At 30.1% G+C, this 21,844-nt stretch carries 23 protein-coding genes and 1 tRNA gene; 11 read left to right on the top strand and 13 right to left on the bottom strand.

Annotated elements, in window-relative coordinates; genetic code table 11:
* The first annotated feature begins 2 nt into the window (after positions 1-2).
* Positions 3-596 carry a hypothetical protein gene (locus OLM55_RS00675; protein ID WP_264559502.1) on the top strand — a complete coding sequence of 198 codons (594 nt, stop codon included), beginning with the start codon at positions 3-5 and terminating at the stop codon, positions 594-596.
* A 76-nt stretch (positions 597-672) separates the two neighbouring features.
* Here OLM55_RS00675 and OLM55_RS00670 read toward each other — a convergent pair whose 3' ends face one another.
* Positions 673-909 (bottom strand): hypothetical protein, encoded by a 237-nt coding sequence (locus OLM55_RS00670; protein WP_264559501.1) that lies wholly within the window; start codon positions 907-909, stop codon positions 673-675.
* Positions 910-1,016: 107 nt separating this feature from the next.
* Here OLM55_RS00670 and OLM55_RS00665 point away from each other — a divergent pair, with 107 nt between their 5' ends.
* A complete protein-coding gene (locus OLM55_RS00665; RefSeq protein ID WP_264559500.1) occupies positions 1,017-2,573 on the top strand; it encodes an NAD(P)/FAD-dependent oxidoreductase in 1,557 nt (518 codons plus the stop codon).
* Positions 2,574-2,624: 51 nt separating this feature from the next.
* Here the strand turns inward: OLM55_RS00665 and OLM55_RS00660 are convergent, their stop codons facing one another.
* Positions 2,625-3,065 carry a cold-shock protein gene (locus OLM55_RS00660; RefSeq protein WP_264559499.1) on the bottom strand — a complete coding sequence of 147 codons (441 nt, stop codon included), beginning with the start codon at positions 3,063-3,065 and terminating at the stop codon, positions 2,625-2,627.
* Between the two features lie 284 nt (positions 3,066-3,349).
* On the opposite strand from OLM55_RS00660, the gene idi reads away from it, so the two are divergent.
* From idi to OLM55_RS00635, 5 genes are all read left to right on the top strand, one after another.
* Entirely contained in the window at positions 3,350-3,877 is a 528-nt protein-coding gene (idi, locus tag OLM55_RS00655; RefSeq protein WP_264559498.1) for an isopentenyl-diphosphate Delta-isomerase, read from the top strand.
* Between the two features lie 75 nt (positions 3,878-3,952).
* Positions 3,953-4,363, top strand: coding sequence for a 6-pyruvoyl trahydropterin synthase family protein (locus tag OLM55_RS00650; protein ID WP_264559497.1), 411 nt, complete (start codon positions 3,953-3,955; stop codon positions 4,361-4,363).
* A 56-nt stretch (positions 4,364-4,419) separates the two neighbouring features.
* Positions 4,420-5,379 (top strand): type I phosphomannose isomerase catalytic subunit, encoded by a 960-nt coding sequence (locus OLM55_RS00645; protein ID WP_264559496.1) that lies wholly within the window; start codon positions 4,420-4,422, stop codon positions 5,377-5,379.
* A gap of 58 nt (positions 5,380-5,437) precedes the next feature.
* Complete coding sequence (locus OLM55_RS00640; protein WP_264559495.1) at positions 5,438-5,707, top strand: hypothetical protein; 270 nt, start codon at positions 5,438-5,440, stop codon at positions 5,705-5,707.
* A 77-nt stretch (positions 5,708-5,784) separates the two neighbouring features.
* Positions 5,785-5,858, top strand: a tRNA-Thr gene (locus OLM55_RS00635).
* A 111-nt stretch (positions 5,859-5,969) separates the two neighbouring features.
* Here the strand turns inward: OLM55_RS00635 and OLM55_RS00630 are convergent.
* The 9 genes from OLM55_RS00630 to OLM55_RS00590 all read right to left on the bottom strand — a co-directional run bounded on the left by OLM55_RS00630 (position 5,970) and on the right by OLM55_RS00590 (position 13,928).
* On the bottom strand, positions 5,970-6,680 hold the full coding sequence (locus OLM55_RS00630) for a DUF4369 domain-containing protein (protein WP_264559494.1): 711 nt from the start codon (positions 6,678-6,680) through the stop codon (positions 5,970-5,972).
* Between the two features lie 18 nt (positions 6,681-6,698).
* Positions 6,699-8,003: a DUF819 domain-containing protein gene (locus OLM55_RS00625; RefSeq protein ID WP_264559493.1), complete on the bottom strand. Its 1,305-nt coding sequence runs from the start codon at positions 8,001-8,003 to the stop codon at positions 6,699-6,701.
* A gap of 88 nt (positions 8,004-8,091) precedes the next feature.
* Positions 8,092-9,951 (bottom strand): peptidase M61, encoded by a 1,860-nt coding sequence (locus OLM55_RS00620; RefSeq protein ID WP_264559492.1) that lies wholly within the window; start codon positions 9,949-9,951, stop codon positions 8,092-8,094.
* Positions 9,952-10,090: 139 nt separating this feature from the next.
* Complete coding sequence (locus OLM55_RS00615) at positions 10,091-10,372, bottom strand: TIGR03643 family protein (protein ID WP_264559491.1); 282 nt, start codon at positions 10,370-10,372, stop codon at positions 10,091-10,093.
* A gap of 84 nt (positions 10,373-10,456) precedes the next feature.
* Positions 10,457-11,059, bottom strand: a complete 603-nt coding sequence (locus tag OLM55_RS00610) for an alpha-ketoglutarate-dependent dioxygenase AlkB family protein (RefSeq protein ID WP_264559490.1) — start codon at positions 11,057-11,059, stop codon at positions 10,457-10,459.
* 1 nt (position 11,060) lies between these two features.
* Positions 11,061-11,417, bottom strand: coding sequence for a DoxX family protein (locus tag OLM55_RS00605; RefSeq protein ID WP_264559489.1), 357 nt, complete (start codon positions 11,415-11,417; stop codon positions 11,061-11,063).
* A 45-nt stretch (positions 11,418-11,462) separates the two neighbouring features.
* On the bottom strand, positions 11,463-12,362 hold the full coding sequence (locus OLM55_RS00600; RefSeq protein WP_264559488.1) for an EamA family transporter: 900 nt from the start codon (positions 12,360-12,362) through the stop codon (positions 11,463-11,465).
* Positions 12,363-12,484: 122 nt separating this feature from the next.
* Positions 12,485-13,318 carry a hypothetical protein gene (locus OLM55_RS00595; RefSeq protein ID WP_264559487.1) on the bottom strand — a complete coding sequence of 278 codons (834 nt, stop codon included), beginning with the start codon at positions 13,316-13,318 and terminating at the stop codon, positions 12,485-12,487.
* Positions 13,319-13,427: 109 nt separating this feature from the next.
* Positions 13,428-13,928 carry a GNAT family N-acetyltransferase gene (locus OLM55_RS00590; RefSeq protein ID WP_264559486.1) on the bottom strand — a complete coding sequence of 167 codons (501 nt, stop codon included), beginning with the start codon at positions 13,926-13,928 and terminating at the stop codon, positions 13,428-13,430.
* 68 nt (positions 13,929-13,996) lie between these two features.
* On the opposite strand from OLM55_RS00590, the gene OLM55_RS00585 reads away from it, so the two are divergent.
* Both OLM55_RS00585 and trhA read left to right on the top strand, forming a co-directional pair.
* On the top strand, positions 13,997-16,114 hold the full coding sequence (locus tag OLM55_RS00585; RefSeq protein ID WP_264559485.1) for an outer membrane beta-barrel family protein: 2,118 nt from the start codon (positions 13,997-13,999) through the stop codon (positions 16,112-16,114).
* A gap of 82 nt (positions 16,115-16,196) precedes the next feature.
* Entirely contained in the window at positions 16,197-16,823 is a 627-nt protein-coding gene (gene trhA, locus OLM55_RS00580) for a PAQR family membrane homeostasis protein TrhA (RefSeq protein ID WP_264559484.1), read from the top strand.
* Positions 16,824-16,891: 68 nt separating this feature from the next.
* Here trhA and htpG read toward each other — a convergent pair whose 3' ends face one another.
* Complete coding sequence (gene htpG, locus OLM55_RS00575; RefSeq protein WP_264559483.1) at positions 16,892-18,793, bottom strand: molecular chaperone HtpG; 1,902 nt, start codon at positions 18,791-18,793, stop codon at positions 16,892-16,894.
* 138 nt (positions 18,794-18,931) lie between these two features.
* Positions 18,932-19,537: an outer membrane beta-barrel protein gene (locus OLM55_RS00570; RefSeq protein WP_264559482.1), complete on the bottom strand. Its 606-nt coding sequence runs from the start codon at positions 19,535-19,537 to the stop codon at positions 18,932-18,934.
* 133 nt (positions 19,538-19,670) lie between these two features.
* Between OLM55_RS00570 and OLM55_RS00565 the strand changes: the two genes are divergently transcribed.
* Together OLM55_RS00565 and OLM55_RS00560 are read left to right on the top strand one after the other, a co-directional pair.
* On the top strand, positions 19,671-20,621 hold the full coding sequence (locus OLM55_RS00565; RefSeq protein ID WP_264559481.1) for an ABC transporter ATP-binding protein: 951 nt from the start codon (positions 19,671-19,673) through the stop codon (positions 20,619-20,621).
* A gap of 67 nt (positions 20,622-20,688) precedes the next feature.
* Positions 20,689-21,696, top strand: coding sequence for a 3-oxoacyl-ACP synthase III family protein (locus tag OLM55_RS00560; RefSeq protein WP_264559480.1), 1,008 nt, complete (start codon positions 20,689-20,691; stop codon positions 21,694-21,696).
* Positions 21,697-21,844: the final 148 nt, after the last annotated feature.

The following is a 21,844-nucleotide window of genomic DNA, read 5'->3' as shown; positions in this document are numbered from 1 at the left end:
ATTTGAACAAAACGAACTATAATCTAATTTTTAAAGCAATTATTCCAATTGGAATTTTGTTGTTTTTTATTCTTTTATCTGAATTAAAAACTGAAGGTGATTTTGGTGGGCTTTTTGGTGGATTTAGAACTTTTTTTTTCTTTTTAGTTGGAATCGGGATATTTCTATTTACTTTTTTTAAGAATATCTATAGAATAAAAAAGGAGCAAAATGTAAAAGAATCAAAAATTATTTTGATTCTTTTAGTAATTGCAACCATAATAAGCATTAGTTCATTTTTCTTTCCGTATGATTTTTTCGACAGAGATCCTGAATTTGTTGCTTCAGATATAATTGGGAATGAACTTAAATTATATAATGGAGATTTTGTATTAAAAACAAGAGAAATTGAATGGACAACAATTAGGCGTGGAAAGTATAAAGTTGACTCAGATACGATTAAATTAGATATTGATAAGGAAAGATATTTATCAAAAAGAGCAATGAAATATTTTATTCAAGGAGAATATTTGATTCCAATATATAAAGATAAAATTGAAAAAGATTCTATTGGATTTTTAAAAATAATTAAAGATTTAAAAAATATTAGGGATTAAATAACTCGATAATTACTTTTGATAAAAGTATTTAGTTCACAATTTTTAACTGATTACTAATTACTGCGACTGAACACTAATTTTCAAAAACTTCTCCACGATGAGGTTTCAGTGCATCTCTAAATGTAATCATATCTTTTTCTTCTACGACTAAAAAAGCAATAGCGTACATTTCGTTTATAATTTCAAAGCCAGTAATTTTTAGTGGATGTTTTTCCATTTCTAAGAATTCCTTCAAATGTATTTCATGATGCTCTGCTGTTTTCGCTGCAGCTTGACCTCTAAAATCCCAAATTAGTTTAATTTTTCGCATTTTATTTATAGTTGCAAAGTTTCTAAGCTGTAAAGTTACAAAGTACAATTTCAAATTGCTACTTTTGTACCCAATTAAAAAGTCTAGAAATCTAAATATCAATTTTAATGCCTCGCGAATTTCAATTTCAAGTTTCACCAGAAGTAGCCGCTAATGAAGTATTGCTTAATCAGCATGTTGCAAAGCTGTTTCACGTATCTCCAAAAGAGATTCAAAAAACAGTGGTTGTTAAACGTTCCATTGATGCAAGGCAAAAAGCAATTAAAGTCAATATAAAAGCCAATGTATTTTTGGTTGGTGAAGAGTTTGTAGAGTCTGAAATTGAGTTACCCAATTACCCTAATGTTTCGAATGAAAAAGAAGTAATTGTTGTAGGAGCTGGTCCGGCAGGATTGTTCGCGGCGCTTCAATTAATTGAATTGGGTTTAAAACCAGTAGTTTTAGAAAGAGGGAAAGATGTAAGAGGAAGAAGGCGTGACTTAAAAGCTATAAATGTAGATCATATTGTAAACGAAGATTCTAATTATTGTTTTGGAGAAGGTGGAGCAGGAACCTATTCTGATGGAAAGCTATATACACGTTCCAAAAAACGTGGCGATGTAGATCGAATTTTAGAGCTTTTAGTGGGTTTTGGAGCTTCAACAGAAATATTAGTAGAAGCGCATCCACATATTGGAACCAATAAATTGCCGCAAATTATTCAAGATATTCGAGAAAAAATCATTGAATGCGGAGGTGAAGTTTTATTTGAAAAACGAGTTACCGATATTTTAATAAAAAATAATGAAGTGGATGGAGTTGTGCTTCAAGATGGCGCAACAATACATGCTGATAAACTTATTTTAGCAACAGGACATTCTGCTCGTGATATTTTTGAATTATTAGATAAAAAGCAGGTTTATATTGAAGCAAAACCATTTGCTTTGGGCGTTCGTGCCGAACATCCACAGGATTTAATTGATAAAATTCAATATTCGTGTGATTTTAGGGGTGAGTATTTACCACCTGCACCTTATTCTATAGTGAAGCAAGTTGGAGGTAGGGGAATGTATTCTTTTTGCATGTGTCCGGGAGGAGTTATCGCACCTTGCGCAACAGCTCCAGGTGAAGTGGTTACCAACGGTTGGTCGCCTTCAAAAAGAGATCAAGCTACTGCTAATTCTGGAATAGTTGTAGAATTACGATTAGAAGATTTTAAACCTTTTGAAAAGTTTGGTGCTTTAGCCGGAATGGAGTTTCAAAAGGCAATAGAACAAAAAGCATGGCAAGTTGCTGGGATGACACAAAAAGTTCCTGCCCAAAGAATGATTGATTTTACACAGAATAAAATATCCGATTCAATTCCTAAAACGTCCTATGTTCCAGGAACCACTTCTGTTGAACTTGGAGAAGTCTTTCCTGGTTTCTTAACGCAAACAATGCGCGAAGGTTTTGTGCAGTTTGGTAAATCTATGAAAGGTTATTTTACCAATGAAGCCATATTACATGCTCCAGAAAGTAGAACATCTTCGCCTGTACGTATTCCTAGAGATAATCAAACGTTAGAACATGTTCAAATAAAGGGACTTTATCCATGTGGGGAAGGAGCAGGTTATGCTGGTGGAATTATTTCGGCAGCGATAGATGGTGAAAAATGTGCATTAAAAATCAAAGAAAGTTTATAAAATAAAAAAGCCGCTAATCAAAGCGGCTTTTTTTATATTTGAATAGAGTATTTATATTTTCTTTACTCTTACTGCGTTCATTCCTTTAGGTCCTTTTTCAAGTTCATAAGTAACTAAGTTACCTTCTTTAACTTCGTCAATTAAACTACTAACGTGGAAAAAGAATTTATCATTAGAATCTACTTCTTTAATAAATCCAAAACCTTTTGAAGTGTCGAAATAATCAACCGTTCCTTTTCTATCTGTTGGAACTTCTTCAATATCTTCTTTCTTAGGTATACCTATTTCAATGTCTTCAGCCTCAATAACAATTTTCTTTGATGGATCTGGAGGAGTGCTTGTTAAGTGTCCGTTTTCATCAACATACACAAACATGTCGTCCGTTTTTCCACTAGCTTTACGAGCATCTTTCTTAAGTTGCTTCTCTTGCTTTTTCTTTAATTTAAGTTTTTCTTTTTCTTTTTTGTTAAAAGTTTCTTGAGGTCTAGCCATTAAATAATGTAATAATTTAAGTTAAAAATAATAAAGTGATAAAATGTTGAAAAAAAACAATAACAATTAAAAGAAAGTATAACTGTGAAGAGTTAATTATATAGCATTTTGACAAAGATACAATAAAATTGAATAGGAATTAAATAATTGTAATGTATTGATTGTGAATTAATTTGTTTTTATAACAAAGACTTAGGGATTTAAGGTTTTTTTATGTTTTGTATTAATGAAATCAAATAGTTTTAAATATTCTTTTTTTGTACTTTTGAAGTGAATAAAAAATCATGGAAGAAGAAAAAGTAATTTTAGTTGATGTAAATGATGAACCGATTGGTTTAATGAATAAAATGGAGGCGCATGAGAAAGCGTTACTGCATAGAGCATTTTCAGTATTTGTTTTAAATAGCAATAATGAAATCATGTTACAACAACGAGCTTCACATAAATACCATTCTCCATTATTGTGGACGAATACTTGTTGTAGTCACCAACGTGCAGGAGAGACAAATCTTCAAGCTGGTAAGAGAAGGTTAGAAGAAGAGATGGGTTTTGTTGTTCCATTAAAAGAGCTTTTTTCTTTCATTTATAAGGCGCCATTTGATAATGGTTTAACCGAACATGAGTTAGATCATGTAATGATTGGTTATTCTAATGATGAGCCAAAAATAAATCCTGAAGAAGTTGAGAGTTGGAAATGGATGAAGATTGAAGATGTTAAAAAAGATATGGAACTTCATCCAGAAATTTATACGGTTTGGTTTAAAATTATTTTCGACAAGTTTTACCACTATTTAGAAGATCATAAACTATAGAAATGTTTATTTTAGGATTCAAATTTTAGAAGAAATCAAAAATCAATAATCGTTAATTAAAAATTAAAAGTATTTATGAAAGTTACTGTTTCTAGGAAAGCCCATTTTAATGCTGCTCATAGGTTGTATCGTAAAGATTGGACAAATGAAAAAAACGATTTGGTTTTTGGAAAATGTAACAATCCAAACTTTCATGGTCATAATTACGATTTGATAGTCAGTGTGACTGGAGAAATAGATCAAGAAACGGGTTTCGTTATTGATGTTAAGATTTTGGCAGATTTAATAAAAGAACATATTGAAGACGCTTTTGATCATAAAAATTTAAATTTAGATGTTCCTGAGTTTGAAAATTTAAATCCTACTGCAGAGAATATTGTAGTTGTTATTTGGAATAAACTACGAAACTATATTTCGAGTGATCAAGAATTAGAAATCACTTTATATGAAACAGCTAGAAATTTTGTAACTTATAAAGGAGAGTAGTTTTTAGCACTATTATTTATTAAACTTTTCGCATATTTGCAGCACTTAATACACTTATGAAATTATATCCATTAACATTTAAACCTATTATTAAAGAAAGAATTTGGGGAGGAACCAAGCTCAATACTTTTTTAAATAAAGAGATTGCAATTGAAAATGCTGGTGAGAGTTGGGAATTGTCTTCAGTTCCTAATGATATAAGTGTTGTAAATAATGGTGTTTTAAGTGGTAAAAACTTAAATGAGGTTATTGCTCTAAACCCTGAAGCGCTTTTAGGGAAAGAAGTTGTTGAAAAATTTGGCAGTGAGTTTCCTTTGCTTTTTAAGTTTTTAGATGCAAACAAAGATTTATCAGTACAATTACATCCTAATGATGAATTGGCTAAAGTAAGGCATAATTCATTTGGTAAAACCGAAATGTGGTATGTAATGCAAGCTGATAAAGATTCGCGAATCATTGTAGGTTTTAAAGAAAATTCTAATCAAAAGGAATATTTATCTCATTTAGAAAATAATACAATTGTTTCTTTACTAAACGAAATTCCTGTTCAAGCAGGTGATGTGTTTTTGCTAGAAACAGGAACAATACATGCAATAGGTAGTGGAATTGTTATAGCTGAAATTCAGCAAACGAGCGACAATACTTATCGAATTTACGATTGGGATAGGGTAGATGCTCATGGAAATAGTAGAGAATTGCATACTGAGTTAGCTTTAGAGGCAATTAATTATAATGTGGTTCATTCAAGAATTAATTATACTTTAAAAAGTAATGAAAGAAATACTTGTGTAAAGAACACTTATTTTACAACTAATGTTATTTCTTTGGTTTCTTATTTTATGTGGAAAAAAAATAAAGAGTCATTTACTGTTTTGATGTGTACAGAAGGTGATTTTTCAATTCATTTAAATAAAGAAGTGTTTCGCTATAAAAAAGGAGATACGGTTTTAATTCCAGCAGAATTAGATGCTTTTGAACTTCATGGAAAAGCGACTATATTAGAAATTTCTATCTAAAAAAATTGTACTACCAAAATATTATGTAATTTTGCATAAATTTTAAAACAAGAACAAAATGGCAAGCGTTAAAAACTTGAAAAAAGAAATCAACTACGTTTTAGGTGATTTAGTAAACATCGTTTACATCTGGGAAATGACTAATGGAGGAAAACCAACTGAGGCTACTGATGTATTGGTTGACGAAATCTATGATAATTACGATAATTTTGTTTCTAGAATTAGAGATAGAAAGGTTGAAAACAAAAAAGCACATTACAAGCAAATTCGTTCAGAATATGAAACTGTTGCTAATCAAATAGTTGCAAAAATAAACGAATTAAAATAAAAAAATCAATAAAAAAAATGCAAAAAAGGTTTGGATATTTAAAAATCAGTCCTATATTTGCAATCGAAATTTGAGTTGCCAGCGTAGCTCAGCTGGCTAGAGCAGCTGATTTGTAATCAGCAGGTCGTGGGTTCGAGTCCCTCCGCCGGCTCAAATTAAAACCATCACTTTTTAGTGATGGTTTTTTCGTTTTATATAAATGTGTTCAAATAAAAAAAAGCGACTAATTTTCATTAGCCGCTTTTTTATTCTGTTGATTTTTTTATTCTGAAGCTTTTCTTGCTTTAATATGTTCGTCTAACATTTTTCCATACTTTGATTTTGTAACTGAAGGAGATAAATGTTTTTGAATAGTATCTAAATATGCAATGTTAATATCTGCAATTTCTGAAACTGCTAAATAAGGTGCAATTTCGTGTTCTCCATGAGTTGAAGCAAAATTTGCTGTATATCTATATTTCCTTATTTTCAATCTGTCAAAAGCTGTATTTATACTATCAGCAGTAGAAATATTCTTAGAAATTTGATTTTTAATTCTCTTTTCAGTTAAAATTAAGTTTTCATCATTAAACTTCGAGTTAAACGAATTAAATTCTTCTAATAACTCTTGGTTTTTAGATCCTGTTATTTTAGCAGCATTATAGAATTCTTTAAGCTTTGAATTGATGTTCATTTTTCCTTTTTCAGCAAAAAAGGGTAGACTGTTATCAATTGAATTACTTTGACCTCTATCTAAGGTTAAATAGAGCATTTCAGGTTCTTCGAGTGTAATGTGTGATTCAAATTTAGAATCTCCTTTAATTTCAATACTGTCTAAAATTACAAATGCTGTGTCTTGTATTTTTTGAATATAAATTTTTCCTTGACTTAAGCCTTCAATGTTTCCGGTTAGGTGTAAATTACTACCTTCTTCGTTTTTATTACAAGCAATTAATGTAATTAAACTTATTCCTGTGATGAATATCTTTTTCATTATTTATTATAAATATATTTATTTTGGTGCTACTGTTTCCATTAAATAGGTACATAAAATTGCTCCATATGTACCGGCTACATAACCAAATATAGCCAATAAAACGCCTACACTAGCTAAAGATGAATGAAATGCCGATGCTACAACTGGTGCAGAAGCTGCTCCGCCTACATTTGCTTGGCTTCCAACTGCTATAAAAAAGTAAGGCGCTCTTATTAATTTTGCAACGCCAAAAATAATGATAAAATGAATAAGCATCCAAATTATTCCTACTGCAATTAAGCCTGGATTTTCTAAAACTGAACCTAAGTCCATTTTCATACCAATTGAGGCTACTAATATGTATATAAAAACACTCCCTATTTTACTTGCTCCAGCTCCTTCATATTTTTTTAATGGTGAAAAAGACAATGCAATTCCTAATATAGTTGCAATAGTTACCATCCAAAAGAACGTTCCACCAAAGGTAGAAGCAAAGCTAGTTGGATCATTTACAATTTCAAATGTTTTAGAAAAGAATGAGGCACATAATTGTGATCCCCAATGTGATAATCCGACAGAGCCAAAAGCAATGGCTGTAATAATGATATAATCGTTTAACGAAGGTGTTCTTTTTACACTTTCTTGATATTCTGAAACTCTATCTTGTAGTTCTTGTATAGATGAATTATCTGCTTTTAACCATTTGTTGATAGCTTCTTTTTTTCCAATTCCAAACAATAAGAAAGCCATTCCTATATTGGCAACAACAATATCTACTAATACCATTGCTCCGTATTTTTCTTGATTGTATTTAAAAATCTCTAGCATAGCTGCTTGATTTGCTCCTCCGCCAATCCAACTTCCGGCAAGTGTAGAAAGCCCTCTCCAAACCGCGTCAAAACCATTTCCGCCAACTGTTTCTGGAGAAAAGATAGAAACGATTAAAATGGCTATTGGTCCGCCTAAAATAATTCCAACTGTCCCAGCAAGAAAAACAATTAATGCTTTTGGACCTAAATTAAATAAAGCTTTTAGGTCAATGCTTATCGTCATTAATACTAGTGCTGCTGGCAATAGATATCTACTGGCTATAAAATATACAGATGATTCTTTTGAGATTACTTCTCCGTTTGCATCTATTTCGGTCCATTCTGGCGAAATGATGTTTAAAGAGCTAAAGATAGCGGGTAATAAATAACACATTAATAAGGCAGGAACAACTCCGTAGAATTTTTTCCAAAAACCATCTTCCTTTGAAGAGGTATGAAATACAAAACCTAATAATAGCATTAAAAGACCAAATACAATAGTATCGTCAGTAAAAAAGGGTGCGTTGCTCATGAATTTTTATTTGGATGCAAAATAATGAAAAAAATCCTCAAAACTACTATGAGTCTTGAGGATTTGCTATTTGTGTTTTTTAATAAATTTAACCTTTTAACCAAGCTTCTTTAATTGCTTTCTTCGCTTCATTTGTGGATTGGTAACCTTCACGAACTTCTTTAGGCATTTTAATTTTACCTTTTAATACTTGTTCTTTACCATCACGTTTAATTTTAACGGTCATAGCTTCACCGTCTTTCCAATTTGCAGAACCTAATACTAAATCGTAAATGTTGTCTAAGTTATAGTTTGTACCATTTACAGCAAGAATTTTGTCTCCATTTTTTAATCCCATTGAAGTCATGAACTCGTTCAATTCAATACTTGGTAAAATCATGATTTCTTTTGTAGTAGGGTCAACCGTAATGTATGGAGTTTGACCTTTTAAGAATGGATTTCCTGCTACTTCTATTTTAGCTTCAGTTACACCCATTTTTGCAAAATAATCTGCATAAGGAATTGGAGTTTCTCCAGCAACATAAGTTTTTAAGAACTCACCAACTGATGGGTACGTTAATTCGGTTATTTTAGCAAATAACTCATCATCTTTAAATGCTTTTTTACTTCCGTATTCATTAGATAAATCTTGCATTAAAGTCAAAATTCCTTTTTGACCGTTGCTTTCTTCTCTAATAATGATGTCTAAACACATTGCAATTAATGCCCCTTTTTGATATACGTTAACATATTGATCTTTATATGGAGCATTTAAAACGTTTTTACTCATTTTAGTAAAACTCATTTTGTCATTCATTTCACTTGCTTGAGCAATTTTTTGAGCCATTCTTTCAAAAAATTCAGTTTCGTCAATTAAACCTTGATTTACTTGGAATAAGTTTGCAAAATATTCAGTCACACCTTCATACATCCATAAATGTTCAGACATTTGAGGGTTGTTAAAGTCAAAATATTGAATTTCGTTTGAATGGACTGTTAATGGAGTTACAATGTGAAAAAATTCATGAGAAACTACATCTTTTAATTGTTCTTGTAACATTTCTAATCCCATCATTTCAGGCATTACAACTGTTGTTGAAGTTGGGTGTTCTAAAGCTCCAAATCCTTTAGCATCTTTTGCTTGCATATCAGAAAGATATAACAAGATGGCATATTTTTTAGTTGAATTGAATGCGCCTAAGAAATTCTTTTGCGCTCTCATCATTGTTTCCATATTAGGAGTAATGTCTTTAGCAGTATATTTTCCTGTTGGAGAATAAACACTTATGATGATTTCCATGTCGTCTACCATAAATGAAGTAAAGTCTGGCTTAGAATACATTAATGGCATTTCAACTAAAGTTGCATATTTTGAACTGTTGAATACATCTTTTGTGTCTGAATTATCTAAATCTACCATTGCAGATACACCTAATAAGTTTGCAGGATGAGTCACTGTCATTTTATATGGAGTTTCCGTTTTTCCGGCAAAATAACCTACAAAACCGTGCGTATTTAACATGAAGTTTTCGCCTGCTTTGATATTTGTACCAGCAGGAGAAAAAACATCTTCACTTTTTCCAAAACCACCGCCGCCTTCAGTATCGTAAGTATCGTTTACTAAATAAGTGACTTTTGATAGTTTAGTTGCGTCTGAAATTGAATAAGAATTTTCATCAATTTTAGTAACGCGCAAACCATTACCTTTTGTATCAAATGCTTTGAAGTTTTCGATGAAACGACCGTAATCATCTTCAGAATAAGTTCCAGGAACTGTTTTTGGGATATGAAAAGTTGCTGTTTCAGAAGTAAAACTAGGTGCAATAATAGACACCATTACTTTATCGTCTTTTACATTTACTAAATCGATTGATACGTCTACTACATCTATTTTTGGAGTAGTTTGAGCTGTTTTACAACTCCAAAAAAAGGTTGCTACAGCAAGGCTTAAAATTATTTTTTTACTCATGATTACATTTTTTGTAGATAGGATTTCGTGAATCTTTGATTTCATTTTTTTACTATTGATTGTATATAAGTATGGGTTTATTGAAATTTGTTACATCATATATAAAAAAAATGCTCTTGAATTTCAAGAGCATTTTGCTTTAATCAAATTTATTTTTAAAGTAATATTTACTATCTAAATCATCATCTTCAATAGGATTGAATTTTTGAGGTTTTGGTTTTGGTTTATTTGCCGCTACCTTTTTTTTCCAAAGTTCAAAGTTGTCTTTGTTTAAACGCATTCGCATTAATTCGGTTACTTCTTTTTCAGAAACACCAAATTCTTTTTTAATTATATCAAAAGGCTTTTTTTCCTCTTGCGCCAAAGTAACAATTCTTTCTAATGATTTGTTATCTAATTCTGTTTTTCCTTTCTTTTCCATCAGATGAAAAAATTATTTATTTTTAAGTTGATAGTTCAATATTATAAAAAAAAATAAAATAATAAAAATCTACGATAATTTTTTTTACAAAATAGTTCTAAAGGTTAAGTTTATTCTTTCTTTTTTTTGTTTTGTAGCTTTTGGGATTTGATGTTTGTAATAAATTTGACTTCCTTTTTTCATTATTAATAAACTACCGTGTTTTAAAATTAATGATTGTTTGGCTTCTTTATTAGTATTGTGTTTTAATTGAAAAACCCTTTCTTCTCCTAAACTAACCGAGGCAATGATTGGGTCTCTCCCTAATTCCTTTTCATTATCGGCATGCCACCCGTTAGAGTCTTTTTCATTTCTATAATTATTGAGTAAAACCGTTGTAAAAGAATGATTACAAGTTTCTTCTACTTTTTCTTTTATATAAGTGAGTAAAGGATTCCAATAATGTGGGTGCATTATGATATTAGAATAAGAGTAGGGTTTTCCTTCGTTTCCATATAATGCAGTTAATCGTGGTTGTAAATGTGTTTTTCCAAAAACTGTAATTTCATCTTGCTGCCAAGGAGTTTCATTTAAAAGTTTTTTAAAAAGTTCATCTGCTGTTTCTTTCGAGAAGAAATTAGGATAATATTCAAAAACAGCATCTGGAAGGTTTAAAGTTATTTTTTCGTTTGGAAATAAATCTAACATTTTATAAAGTGTATAAAAAGGCCCAATACATTAGAATTAATTGTAGAGGTAATCTTAGTAATAATATCCATTTTGGTAGTCCTAATTTAGCTTTATCATTTTGATACATATAAATATTAGCCGGAAAAACGGCAATTAATAAAGCTATTATACCCCAAGCTGCATAATTAGAAGTAAGTGAAAAGCAGACCAAAATGCCTAGTAGTATTTCTGCAATACCACTTAGTTTATTTAATAAATTAGGGTTAGGTAAATAGTGTGGGATAATTTTAAGGTATAAGCGAGGTTGTCTAAAATGATTTAGACCAGCCAAAACATAAATTATCCCCATTACATATTGATGCCAAGGTAAAGTCATACAAAATTAATTTGTAACGAATTTATCTAAAATATAAATAAGGAACTATTTTTTATTGAAATTAATGTTCATTATTACAATTGCAGTAATGATTAATACAATTCCAATCCATTGTGAAAAGACAACTGTTTCATTTAATAAAAAGTATGCCATTAAAACAGATACAGGTAGTTCTAACGAAGAAACAATACTTCCAAGTCCAATTCCAGTTTTTGGAAAACCTGCATTTAAAAGCATTGGTGGAATAATAGTTCCAAACAGCGCCAAGAATATTCCATAGTTACCAAAAATAGCAAAGTTAAAAGGTCTGTTTTGTGTATAAAGACTAAAGATTAAAACAATTACAGCTCCACCTAAAAGCATAAATAAGCTTCGTTGAGCAGAAGAAATACCAAGTGCAACTTTATTTGCTGTAAACATTGTTGTTGTAAATGAAGCTGCTGCTAACATTCCCCAAAAAATACCTACTGCGTTTAATTCAACTTCATTAAACAAAATATTTGTTGCTAAAAGAGTTCCTATTAAAACTACAAAAACGGCAATTGTTTTTTGTTTTGAAGGTGCTTTTTTGTCTAATATCCATTCTAGTAAAACGCCCATCCAAACCGTTTGCATTAGCAATACAATTGCAATAGAAACGTCAATGTATTTTACACATAAATAGTAAAAAACACTAGTCGTTCCTAATGAAGTTCCTGCTAACATTAAGTTGAATATGTTTTTTGGTGTTGCTTTTACTACCTCTTTTTTATTTTTAAATTTTTGGAATACATTAATTAAAAGAATTCCAATAATTCCATATACAAATTGAGAAGTAGTTACTTCTGCGGTTGTAAATTTCTCAGCATCTAAATAGGCTAATTTTACAAATGTAGCTAACATTCCATAGCTGGTTGCGCCTAAAGCAACTAAAAATACTCCTTTTACTATTTCATTTTTCGACATGTCTCATTTTTTTAAGGGGCGCAAATATAAATGAATATAATAAGTTATTAGGCTTAATTATAAAAAAAAAAGTCCTTAAGTTTTATATGTACTTAAGGACTTTTGATTACTAATTGTTTTATTTACAAACTTACATTATAAACATTTCCATCAGAATGTGTGTAAGTGGCTTGATTGTCACAAGTATTGTCTCCATAATCTAGAATACCATCTAAATAAGAACCTTGAAGGTTTAATTGACCTTGTGAAATATAATTACAAGAATATTTTTTAATTAATGTTTCAACAACTGTTACCGTAAGTGTGCTTCCGTTTGGTTTTGTTACTGTATGATTACCAGACAAAACTTCATAAGTATTGTCTCCTAGAGTTAATGTTCCTACACCTTCCGTTTGTTGTACAGTTCTACTACCGTAGAAAGTATATTCTACTCCAGTTAAAGTTGTTAGTTTTCCGTTAGTAACCGTTCTGTTCCATCTAGGAATTGCAGTGTTTGTGGTAGTGTTTTCATACACAACAGTTCCTTCTAACTTTCTGTTGTTTACATAATAATTATTTGAACGAGTAATGGTCATTGTACTTCCATATTCAATAAAATAATTTGAAAAAGTAATTGTAATTATTCCTGAGCGAAGAATACCATTATGTAAACATCCAGTTCCAAAATCTACAGTGAATGTTTTAGGAAATTCACCTATATTAGGATTGTCTACAGAAACATCCGCACATGTAGCATATATAGATTGAAAATCTGTGCCATTTCTATCTGAATAACTAGAATTTTCATTTGCCACATCTACACCAGCATTAAAATCTACTTCATTTCCAAAATCAATTTGTGCATTTGCAGCAAGAAGTTCCGTATCCACAGCAATATCTTCATCTTTATTGCAAGAAACTAGCATTGTACTTAAAGCTAAAAAGCTTCCAAACACATACGTTTTTAAATTTTTCATAATCATTTTTTTTAGTGTTATATATTCATTAGATGCCTAAAAAACAAAAAGGTTTAAAAAAATGTTAAAAAAAATCAACATTTTAGTGTTTAGTACAATAAAGATAGTTTTATTTTTTAAGTTGATAAACCCAGTTTATTTTAGATAAGTTTTCGCTTTTTATTTCTCCAATTTTTATTGCGCCTAATTTTTCAACTGCTTTTTGCGAGCGATAATTTGTTTCGCCAACATGAAAATATACTTTGTTTACAAACTGAAAAGCATAGTTTATCATTAATTCTTTTAAACTGCTGTTGTAGTTTTTGCCCCAAAATGCTCTTGAAATAAAAGTATAACCTATTACAATACTTTTTTCAACTTCGTTAAATTCATAATAACGTGAAGAACCAATTATTTCATTTGTCTTATTATTAATAACGATAAATGCCCCTTTAGATTGTATTGCATTTTCAAAAAACAATTGGAATACTTCTTTTTTATATCTGTCCTTATTAGGGTGTTGTTCCCAAAGAAGTTCATCTGAGGCTATAGCAAATAAAGCTTCAAAATCTTCTTTTTGAATAGGCTTAATGGTGATTATTTCGTTAGCTAAAGTGGGTTGTAAATTCATTTCTGTTTTATTGATGATATGTTGTAACAAATTTAGGAGAATTAGTCTAATATGAAATCAAAGTTTTAATGAATAAGTATTTAAGTTTAGTAATTGTTTTTGTTGTTACTGTTTTTACTAGTAATGCTCAAGTAGAGGAAAATAAAACTGAGAAAGAAGTTGAACTCAATGAAGTTGTAGTTGTTAAGAAAAAGAAGGCAATTGAACAAAAGGCTGATAGAACTGTTTTTGATTTCTCTGAACAACCACAATTAAATTCAGGTTCGGTTTTAGAAGGATTAAAAAAACTTCCGGGTTTAATTATTTCTGATGTTGCCGGCATGATGTATCAAGGAAAGCAATTAGAAGTTTATTTGGATGGACGACCTTTGAATATTTATTCTAATGAATTGAATTCTTTTTTAGAAGGAATGCCTGCAAACAGCATAGAGAAAGTTGAGGTTATTACGCAACCAGGAGCTGAATTTCCTGCTACTTCTGGTGGTGCAATTATTAATATTATAACGAGTAGAACTGCAAAAAAATATTTAAGTGCCACGTATTCATCAGGTGCAAATTTTACCGATTATGATAAAACAAGAGTTCGTTTTAATAACAGCTTGCTTTTAAATGCTAGAAATAACTATTTTGGATGGCAAATTAACATTGGTCAAAACTATAGAGAAAGTGCGCAATGGTCTATAGTAACAAATCAACCAACAGCAAGTCCAAGTGTTGTTTTGTCAGATACTGATGCAGATAGAATAGGGAGAAGTACATATGTAAAATCGGCATTAAAGTTCAATTTAAAAAGAGATCGATTGTTGTTGAATTATGACATGAATTTTAATAATAACGATGCTTATACGTTAGCCAATGGTTTTGGTTTTACTTCGGATGATTTTAGTAAGACCAAAAGTAATAGGCAAGATGCTTTAATTACCTATCAAAAATATTTTGAAGATGTAACTAAAAAGTTAGAGTTTAAATTTAATTTTAATAGAAATAGAACCGATTTTAATTTGGATTCAAGAATTACAAATGCTTCCATTTTAAATAATTCTAGTTTTCAAGATTATTTAAATTTTAAAATTGATTATTCTCAAGAAATTAAACTTTTAGACCAAAGTAAATTTAGTGTTGGAACTTTAATAGACGAACTTTCTTTTGAAGCAGAGAGCGATGGTATTGAAAATTTAAATTATACAAGAAGAACAGTGGCTGCTTACGCAGAACTTCAGTCCGATTATAAAAAGTTTAAATTCATTTTAGGAAGTAGGGCAGAAGATTATTTAATTAAAGGAAATACCGATACCGATGAATTGATTCCGTTTAAGAAATTTAAATTTTTCCCTAACGCAAGTGTTCAATATAATTTTCACCCTCAAATATTTATGAGTTTTAATTATAATAAGAAGATTAGTTTGCCAAGTACTTCGTCATTAAATCCTAATAATACCAACTATCAAAACCCTAATGTAGACTATTCTGGAAATCCGCAATTACAACCTACTATTTTTGATAATTTCGAAATGAAAATTAGTGCTTTTGATTATGCTTTTATTGGTTATTCGGTAAGTTCTGCAAAAAATCAAGTGGTAAATAGGGTTTCTGAAAATAGTAATGCAATTTCAAATACAAGTATTAATGTACCTGAATTAAAAATTCACAATTTTAATCTTGGTTTACCTATTCCTTATATGTTATTTACAAAAGGACTAAACGAAACCTTAAAGTTTGATTTTAACCCTGATAAAATTAATTTTTTATACGCTTATGCTGGTTATCAACTGCATGAAATTCCTGATTTGGAGACTAAAGGTTTTTGGATTTTTAATTTTATGTCGCAAATTCTGTTACCAAAAGACATTAAATTTATTGCCAATTATAACTATAGTACACCAAATGGAAATTACTATTACTTTGTTGCAAAAGAATCATTTAGTCACAGTTTAGATTTTACTTTTTCGAAAAAATTCTTAAACGATAATTTATCTGTTGCTCTTAATTTTGATGATATTTTAAATACCAATAGACAAGGTTTTGGTTCTGCAGGAACAGCTGTTTTATTACAGAGTAAATATGACACAAGACGAATTGGATTTACGCTGAATTATAAAATTCCAACAAAAAACAAATTGGCAAAAGTTGATTCTAATTTATTGAATAATGATAAAAAAGAAGAAGGCGGTTTAATTGGGAATTAAGAAATTAAGCTCTTTTTTTACAAGTATTTTAACAATACATTTTTCTGTTTTTTTATACCTTTATAGAGCAATTTAGTTTAAAATGTCATTAAGTATTAAAAATAGAGAAGAATTTTTAAATGTAATTTCACATGCTGCTGGAATTATATTAGGTGTTTTTGGGCTTGTTTTTTTGTTATTAAAAAACAGAGAATTAACCAGTTTTAGCACTTTAAGTATCGTTATTTATGGTTTTTGTTTAATTGCTCTTTACACAGCTTCAACTGTTTATCATGCTATTTCTCACGAGAAGAAAAAGCAAAAAGCACAAATTTTTGATCATATTGGTATTTTCTTATTAATAGCAGGAACGTATACACCAATTTGTTTGGTTACTTTAGAGAAAACTACTGGTTGGACACTCTTTTTAGTAATTTGGAGCATTGCCGCTTTAGGATTAGTAATGAAGTTGTTTTTAACCGGAAAACTTGATAAATTATCGTTGCTTATTTATTTAATTATGGGCTGGTTGGCTGTAGTTGAATATGAGCAATTAATAAATTTATTATCTGTTGAAGCTTTGTTTTACTTAGCTCTTGGCGGAGTTTTATATACTTTGGGGACTATTTTTTATGCATTTGAAAAAATTCCGTATGGACATTTCATTTGGCATCTATTCGTTTTAGGCGGAAGTATTTCGCACTACTTTATGATTTATAATATTGTGTAAAATAGAAAAACCTGCAAAGAGTATAAATCCTTGCAGGTTTAGTATAAAATTTATTTTTTTCTTTTCTCTTATTTTAACGTTTCAAAACTACGTTTTACAAAAGAAGTCAATTCTTCACCTTTTAATAAGCCTTGAGAAAGTTTAGCTAAATCCAACGCTTGTTTTACTAATGTTGCTTTAGATTCATCATTATTAGAACTTAAAATAGAAGAAGCTAGTTCAGAATTGGTATTGACTACCAAATTATACATTTCTGGCATATTTCCCATTCCAAACATTCCGCCACCGCCAGACTGACTCATTTCTTTCATTCTTCTCATGAATTCTGGTTGTGTAATCATAAACGGAGCCGCGTTGCTGTCCATCGCTTCCATTTGTACAGCATATTTTTCTTTTGGCACAAGAGTTTCTAAAATATTTTTTAAAGATGTTGTTTCTTCTTCTGATAATTTAGAAATTTGATTTTCTTCTTTCTGAATTAGCTTGTCAATATGATCGGCATCTACACGAGCAAAAGTTAGATTCTCATTATCCGCTTCTAATTTTTGAATTAAATGCGAAACAATTGGCGAATCTAATAAGATAACTTTGTATCCTTTTTCTTTAGCAATTTCAATATAACTATGTTGCGCTTCTTTATTAGATGCATATAACACGACTAATTTTCCGTCTTTATCTGTCTGAGTATCTTTAGTAGCTTCTTTTAATTCTTCTAAAGTAAAATACTTATCATCAGTAGTTGGATACAATGTAAAGGCACCTGCTTTTTCATAGAATTTTGGTTCCGAAAGCATTCCGTATTCCAATACAATTTTAATATCGTTCCATTTTTTTTCAAAATCTTCACGGTTTTCTGTAAACAAAGCCTTCAATTTATCGGCAACTTTACGCGTAATGTAGTTAGAGATTTTCTTTACATTACTGTCTGCTTGTAAGCCAGAACGCGATACATTTAATGGAATATCTGGCGAATCAATAACACCTTTAAGCATTGTTAAAAATTCAGGTACAATTCCTTCCACGTTATCCGTAACGAAAACTTGGTTTTGGTACATCTGAATTTTATCTTTTTGCATTTGAATGTCAGCAGATAACTTAGGGAAATATAAAATTCCAGTTAAATTAAATGGATAGTCTACATTTAAATGAATATTGAACAAAGGTTCATCAAATTGCATTGGATATAATTCACGGTAGAAATTTTTATAATCTTCCTCGGTTAAATCAGCAGGTTGTTTTGTCCATGCCGGATTTGGATTATTGATGATGTTATCTACTTCAACCTCTGTGAAAATTTCGTCTTTGTTTTCACTATCAACGAATTCTCCTTTTTTCTGCTCAATTTTCTCTTTACGAGTTCCAAACTTAATAGGAATTGGCATGAATTTATTGTACTTAGTAAGTAATTCGCGAATTTTACTTTCTTCTAAAAATTCTAATGAATCTTCAGCAATATGTAGAATTATTTCTGTTCCTCTTTCTGTTTTATCATGAGGAACTAAATTAAATTCTGGACTTCCATCGCATGTCCAATGCGCTGCAGGTTCATCTTTGTAAGTTTTTGTAATTAATTCCACTTTTGAAGCTACCATGAACGCAGAATAAAAACCTAAACCAAAATGACCAATTACACCTGAATCTTTGGCAGAGTCTTTGTATTTTTCTAAAAACTCTTCAGCACCAGAAAAAGCAATTTGATTGATGTATTTTTCAACTTCTTCGGCAGACATTCCTAATCCTTGATCAATAATATGGATTTTTTTTCCTTCTTTATCGATTTTCACTTCAATTTTAGGGTTTCCATATTCTACACTTGCTTCACCAATGCTTGTTAAGTGCTTTAATTTTAGGGTAGCATCAGTTGCATTTGAAATCAATTCACGAAGAAATATTTCGTGGTCATTGTACAAGAATTTCTTTATTAAGGGAAAGATGTTTTCAACCGAAACATTAATTTTTCCTGAAGACATATTTTTATTTTTTAGTTAAACATTTTATTATTTGTTTTATTTCAAAAGAGATACCAAAGAAGTATAACTGACAAATTGACGTAAAGAAAAAGCCCAATTCAACGAATTGGGCTTTAAAATATTTTTATGCTTTAGAGCTTAATAATTGTCTCCAAATTTATAGGATACAGTTGCAGATATATTGTACATTAAACCTGTAATTGAATTTACATCATCTCCTACATAAGTTGATGTACCGTCAAAATTATAATGTTGAGAAATATTTGCAATAAATGATGCGTCAATTCCTAGATATAACCCTTCTGCTACTTTATATTGAGGATTTACACCAATAATAACATTTAAAATATGGTCAGTTCCTGTTGTATTTATGTCAGATTTTAAAATTGACAAACCCGCACCAGCATGTGCTAACAGTTGAAAGTTGTTGTAAAATGAACGATCATCAATTAAATTAGAAACATTAACTACACCTTGTAAAGATATTCTTGTGTTAGAAGTTCCAGTTTCAGTTCCAAAATCATTCTTAATAGAAAACTTATCAGAAGCAAAATCTATTTTTGCTCCAAAAGTTTCATTAAAATTATAGCTTACACCACCTCCAAAGTGTGTGAAACCACTATAGCTTGGTTCATAAGAACCGTTCATTCCATAATTTAATTCAACTCCAAATTGTGCATTTGAAAGATTAGGTGATAATAATGCGCCTAATATAATTGCTAAAGCAAATAAGTTTTTTTTCATCGTAAATTGGTTAATAATTTAGGGTTGTGCAATATATAATTAATAAATAGAATATGAAAATTATTTTTTAATCGATTTTTTTGAACCAGAATTCCTGTATTTTCTTTATACTTTTGCTTAAAATTTTAAAAAGATGCTCTCATTAACTAATGTTGTTTTTTCATACGATAAATCTAAAATTCTCAATAATATATCTTTTTCAGTTGAGAAAGGGAAACATATTTCACTTATTGGCGAAAGTGGGAGTGGGAAAAGTACTTTGTTAAAAGTGATTTATGGACTTGAAGATTTAGATGAGGGAAAAATATTTTGGAATGATGCGGAAGTTTTAGGTCCTAAGTATAATTTAGTTCCCGGAATGTCTTTTATGAAATATTTGGCTCAAGATTTCGATTTAATGCCTTTTACGACTGCTGCAGAGAATATTGGTAAATTTTTGTCTAATTTTTATCTTGAAGAGAAACAAAAAAAAGTTGAAGAGTTGCTAGATTTAGTCGAAATGACAGAGTTTTCTAATGTTAAAGTGAAAAATCTTAGTGGTGGACAAATGCAGCGAGTTGCAATTGCACGCGTTTTGGCTTTAGAGCCAGAAATACTATTATTTGATGAACCTTTTAGTCATATTGATAATTCTAGAAAAAATAATCTAAGGAGAAGTGTTTTTAATTATGCTAAAGAAAAAGGAATTACCTGCATAGTGGCTACTCACGATATGGATGATGCATTATCTTTTTCAGATGAAATAATAGTTTTGAAAAATGGAGAGATTATCGCTTCAGAGAAACCAAAAGAATTATTTAGTAAAAAAAATAATTTAGAAATAGCTAAACTTTTTGGCGATGTAAATCAGATTTCTAAAAAATATTTTGAACTTGATTCTTTTGAAGATATTTTAGTTTATCCTTTTGAACTTGTAGTTGTAGAAAAATCAAAATTAGAAGTTAATGTAATCAAATCGTATTATAAAGGACAAAAATATTTGGTAGAAGCAAAATATAAAGAAGGTGTTTTGTATTTTGAATCACTAGTATCTTTAAAGCCAGGAGTTACTTTATATTTAACTCTTTTAAAATTATCAAATTAATAAATATGACAGTTAATATTATTTATTTCTTAAATTTGCGGTTTAGATTTTAAATAAAATACAATATATGTATCATTCAAAAATATCAGGATTAGGGTTTTATGTGCCAGAAAATGTAGTGACTAATGACGATTTGTCGAAGTTAATGGATACCAATGACGCATGGATTCAAGAACGCACAGGAATTCAAGAAAGAAGACACATTATTAGAGGAGAAGATACAACAACTTCAATGGGTGTTAAAGCCGCAGAAATTGCCATTCAACGTTCAGGCGTTGCTAAAGAAGATATCGATTTTATCGTTTTTGCTACTTTAAGTCCCGATTATTATTTCCCTGGTCCAGGAGTTTTGGTTCAAAGAGATTTAGGTTTAAAAACAGTTGGAGCTTTAGATGTTCGTAATCAATGTTCGGGTTTTGTGTATGCTATTTCAGTTGCAGATCAGTATATTAAAACGGGAATGTATAAAAATGTATTGGTAATTGGTTCAGAATTGCATTCAACAGGTTTAGATATGACCGATAGAGGTCGTGGAGTTTCGGTAATTTTTGGAGATGGAGCAGGAGCAGCCGTTTTATCTAGAGAAGAAGATTTATCAAAAGGAATTTTATCTACACATTTACATTCTGAAGGACAACATGCTGAAGAGTTATCTTTAGTTGCACCAGGAATGGGAAAACGTTGGGTAACTGATATTATTGCGGATAATGATCCAAATGATGAAAGTTATTATCCTTATATGAACGGACAATTTGTGTTTAAAAATGCAGTAGTTCGTTTTAGTGAAGTTATTAACGAAGGTTTACAAGCCAATAATTTAGAAGTTTCAGATATTGATATGTTGGTTCCTCACCAAGCTAATTTGAGAATTTCTCAATTTATTCAATCAAAATTTAAACTATCTGATGATCAAGTGTTTAATAATATTCAAAAATACGGAAACACAACTGCAGCATCTATTCCTATTGCTTTAACTGAAGCTTGGGAACAAGGAAAAATTAAAGAAGGTGATTTAGTGGTTTTAGCTGCTTTTGGTTCTGGTTTCACTTGGGGGAGTGTTATTATTCGCTGGTAAATTTTTAGAAGAAAGAGAAAAGACTAAATTGAAAGATTATATAAAGAAAGTGGTTCAATTGAATCACTTTTTTGTTTTTAAAATAATAAAAAACTAATTACTAATCACTTTTAACTAATTACTAAAAAAGATTAAATTTGCACCTTTA

The organism is Flavobacterium sp. N2270, from assembly GCF_025947225.1.
Lineage (GTDB): Bacteria > Bacteroidota > Bacteroidia > Flavobacteriales > Flavobacteriaceae > Flavobacterium.
Note: the sequence above shows the minus strand (reverse complement) of the source record. Positions and strands in the feature narration are given on the sequence as shown.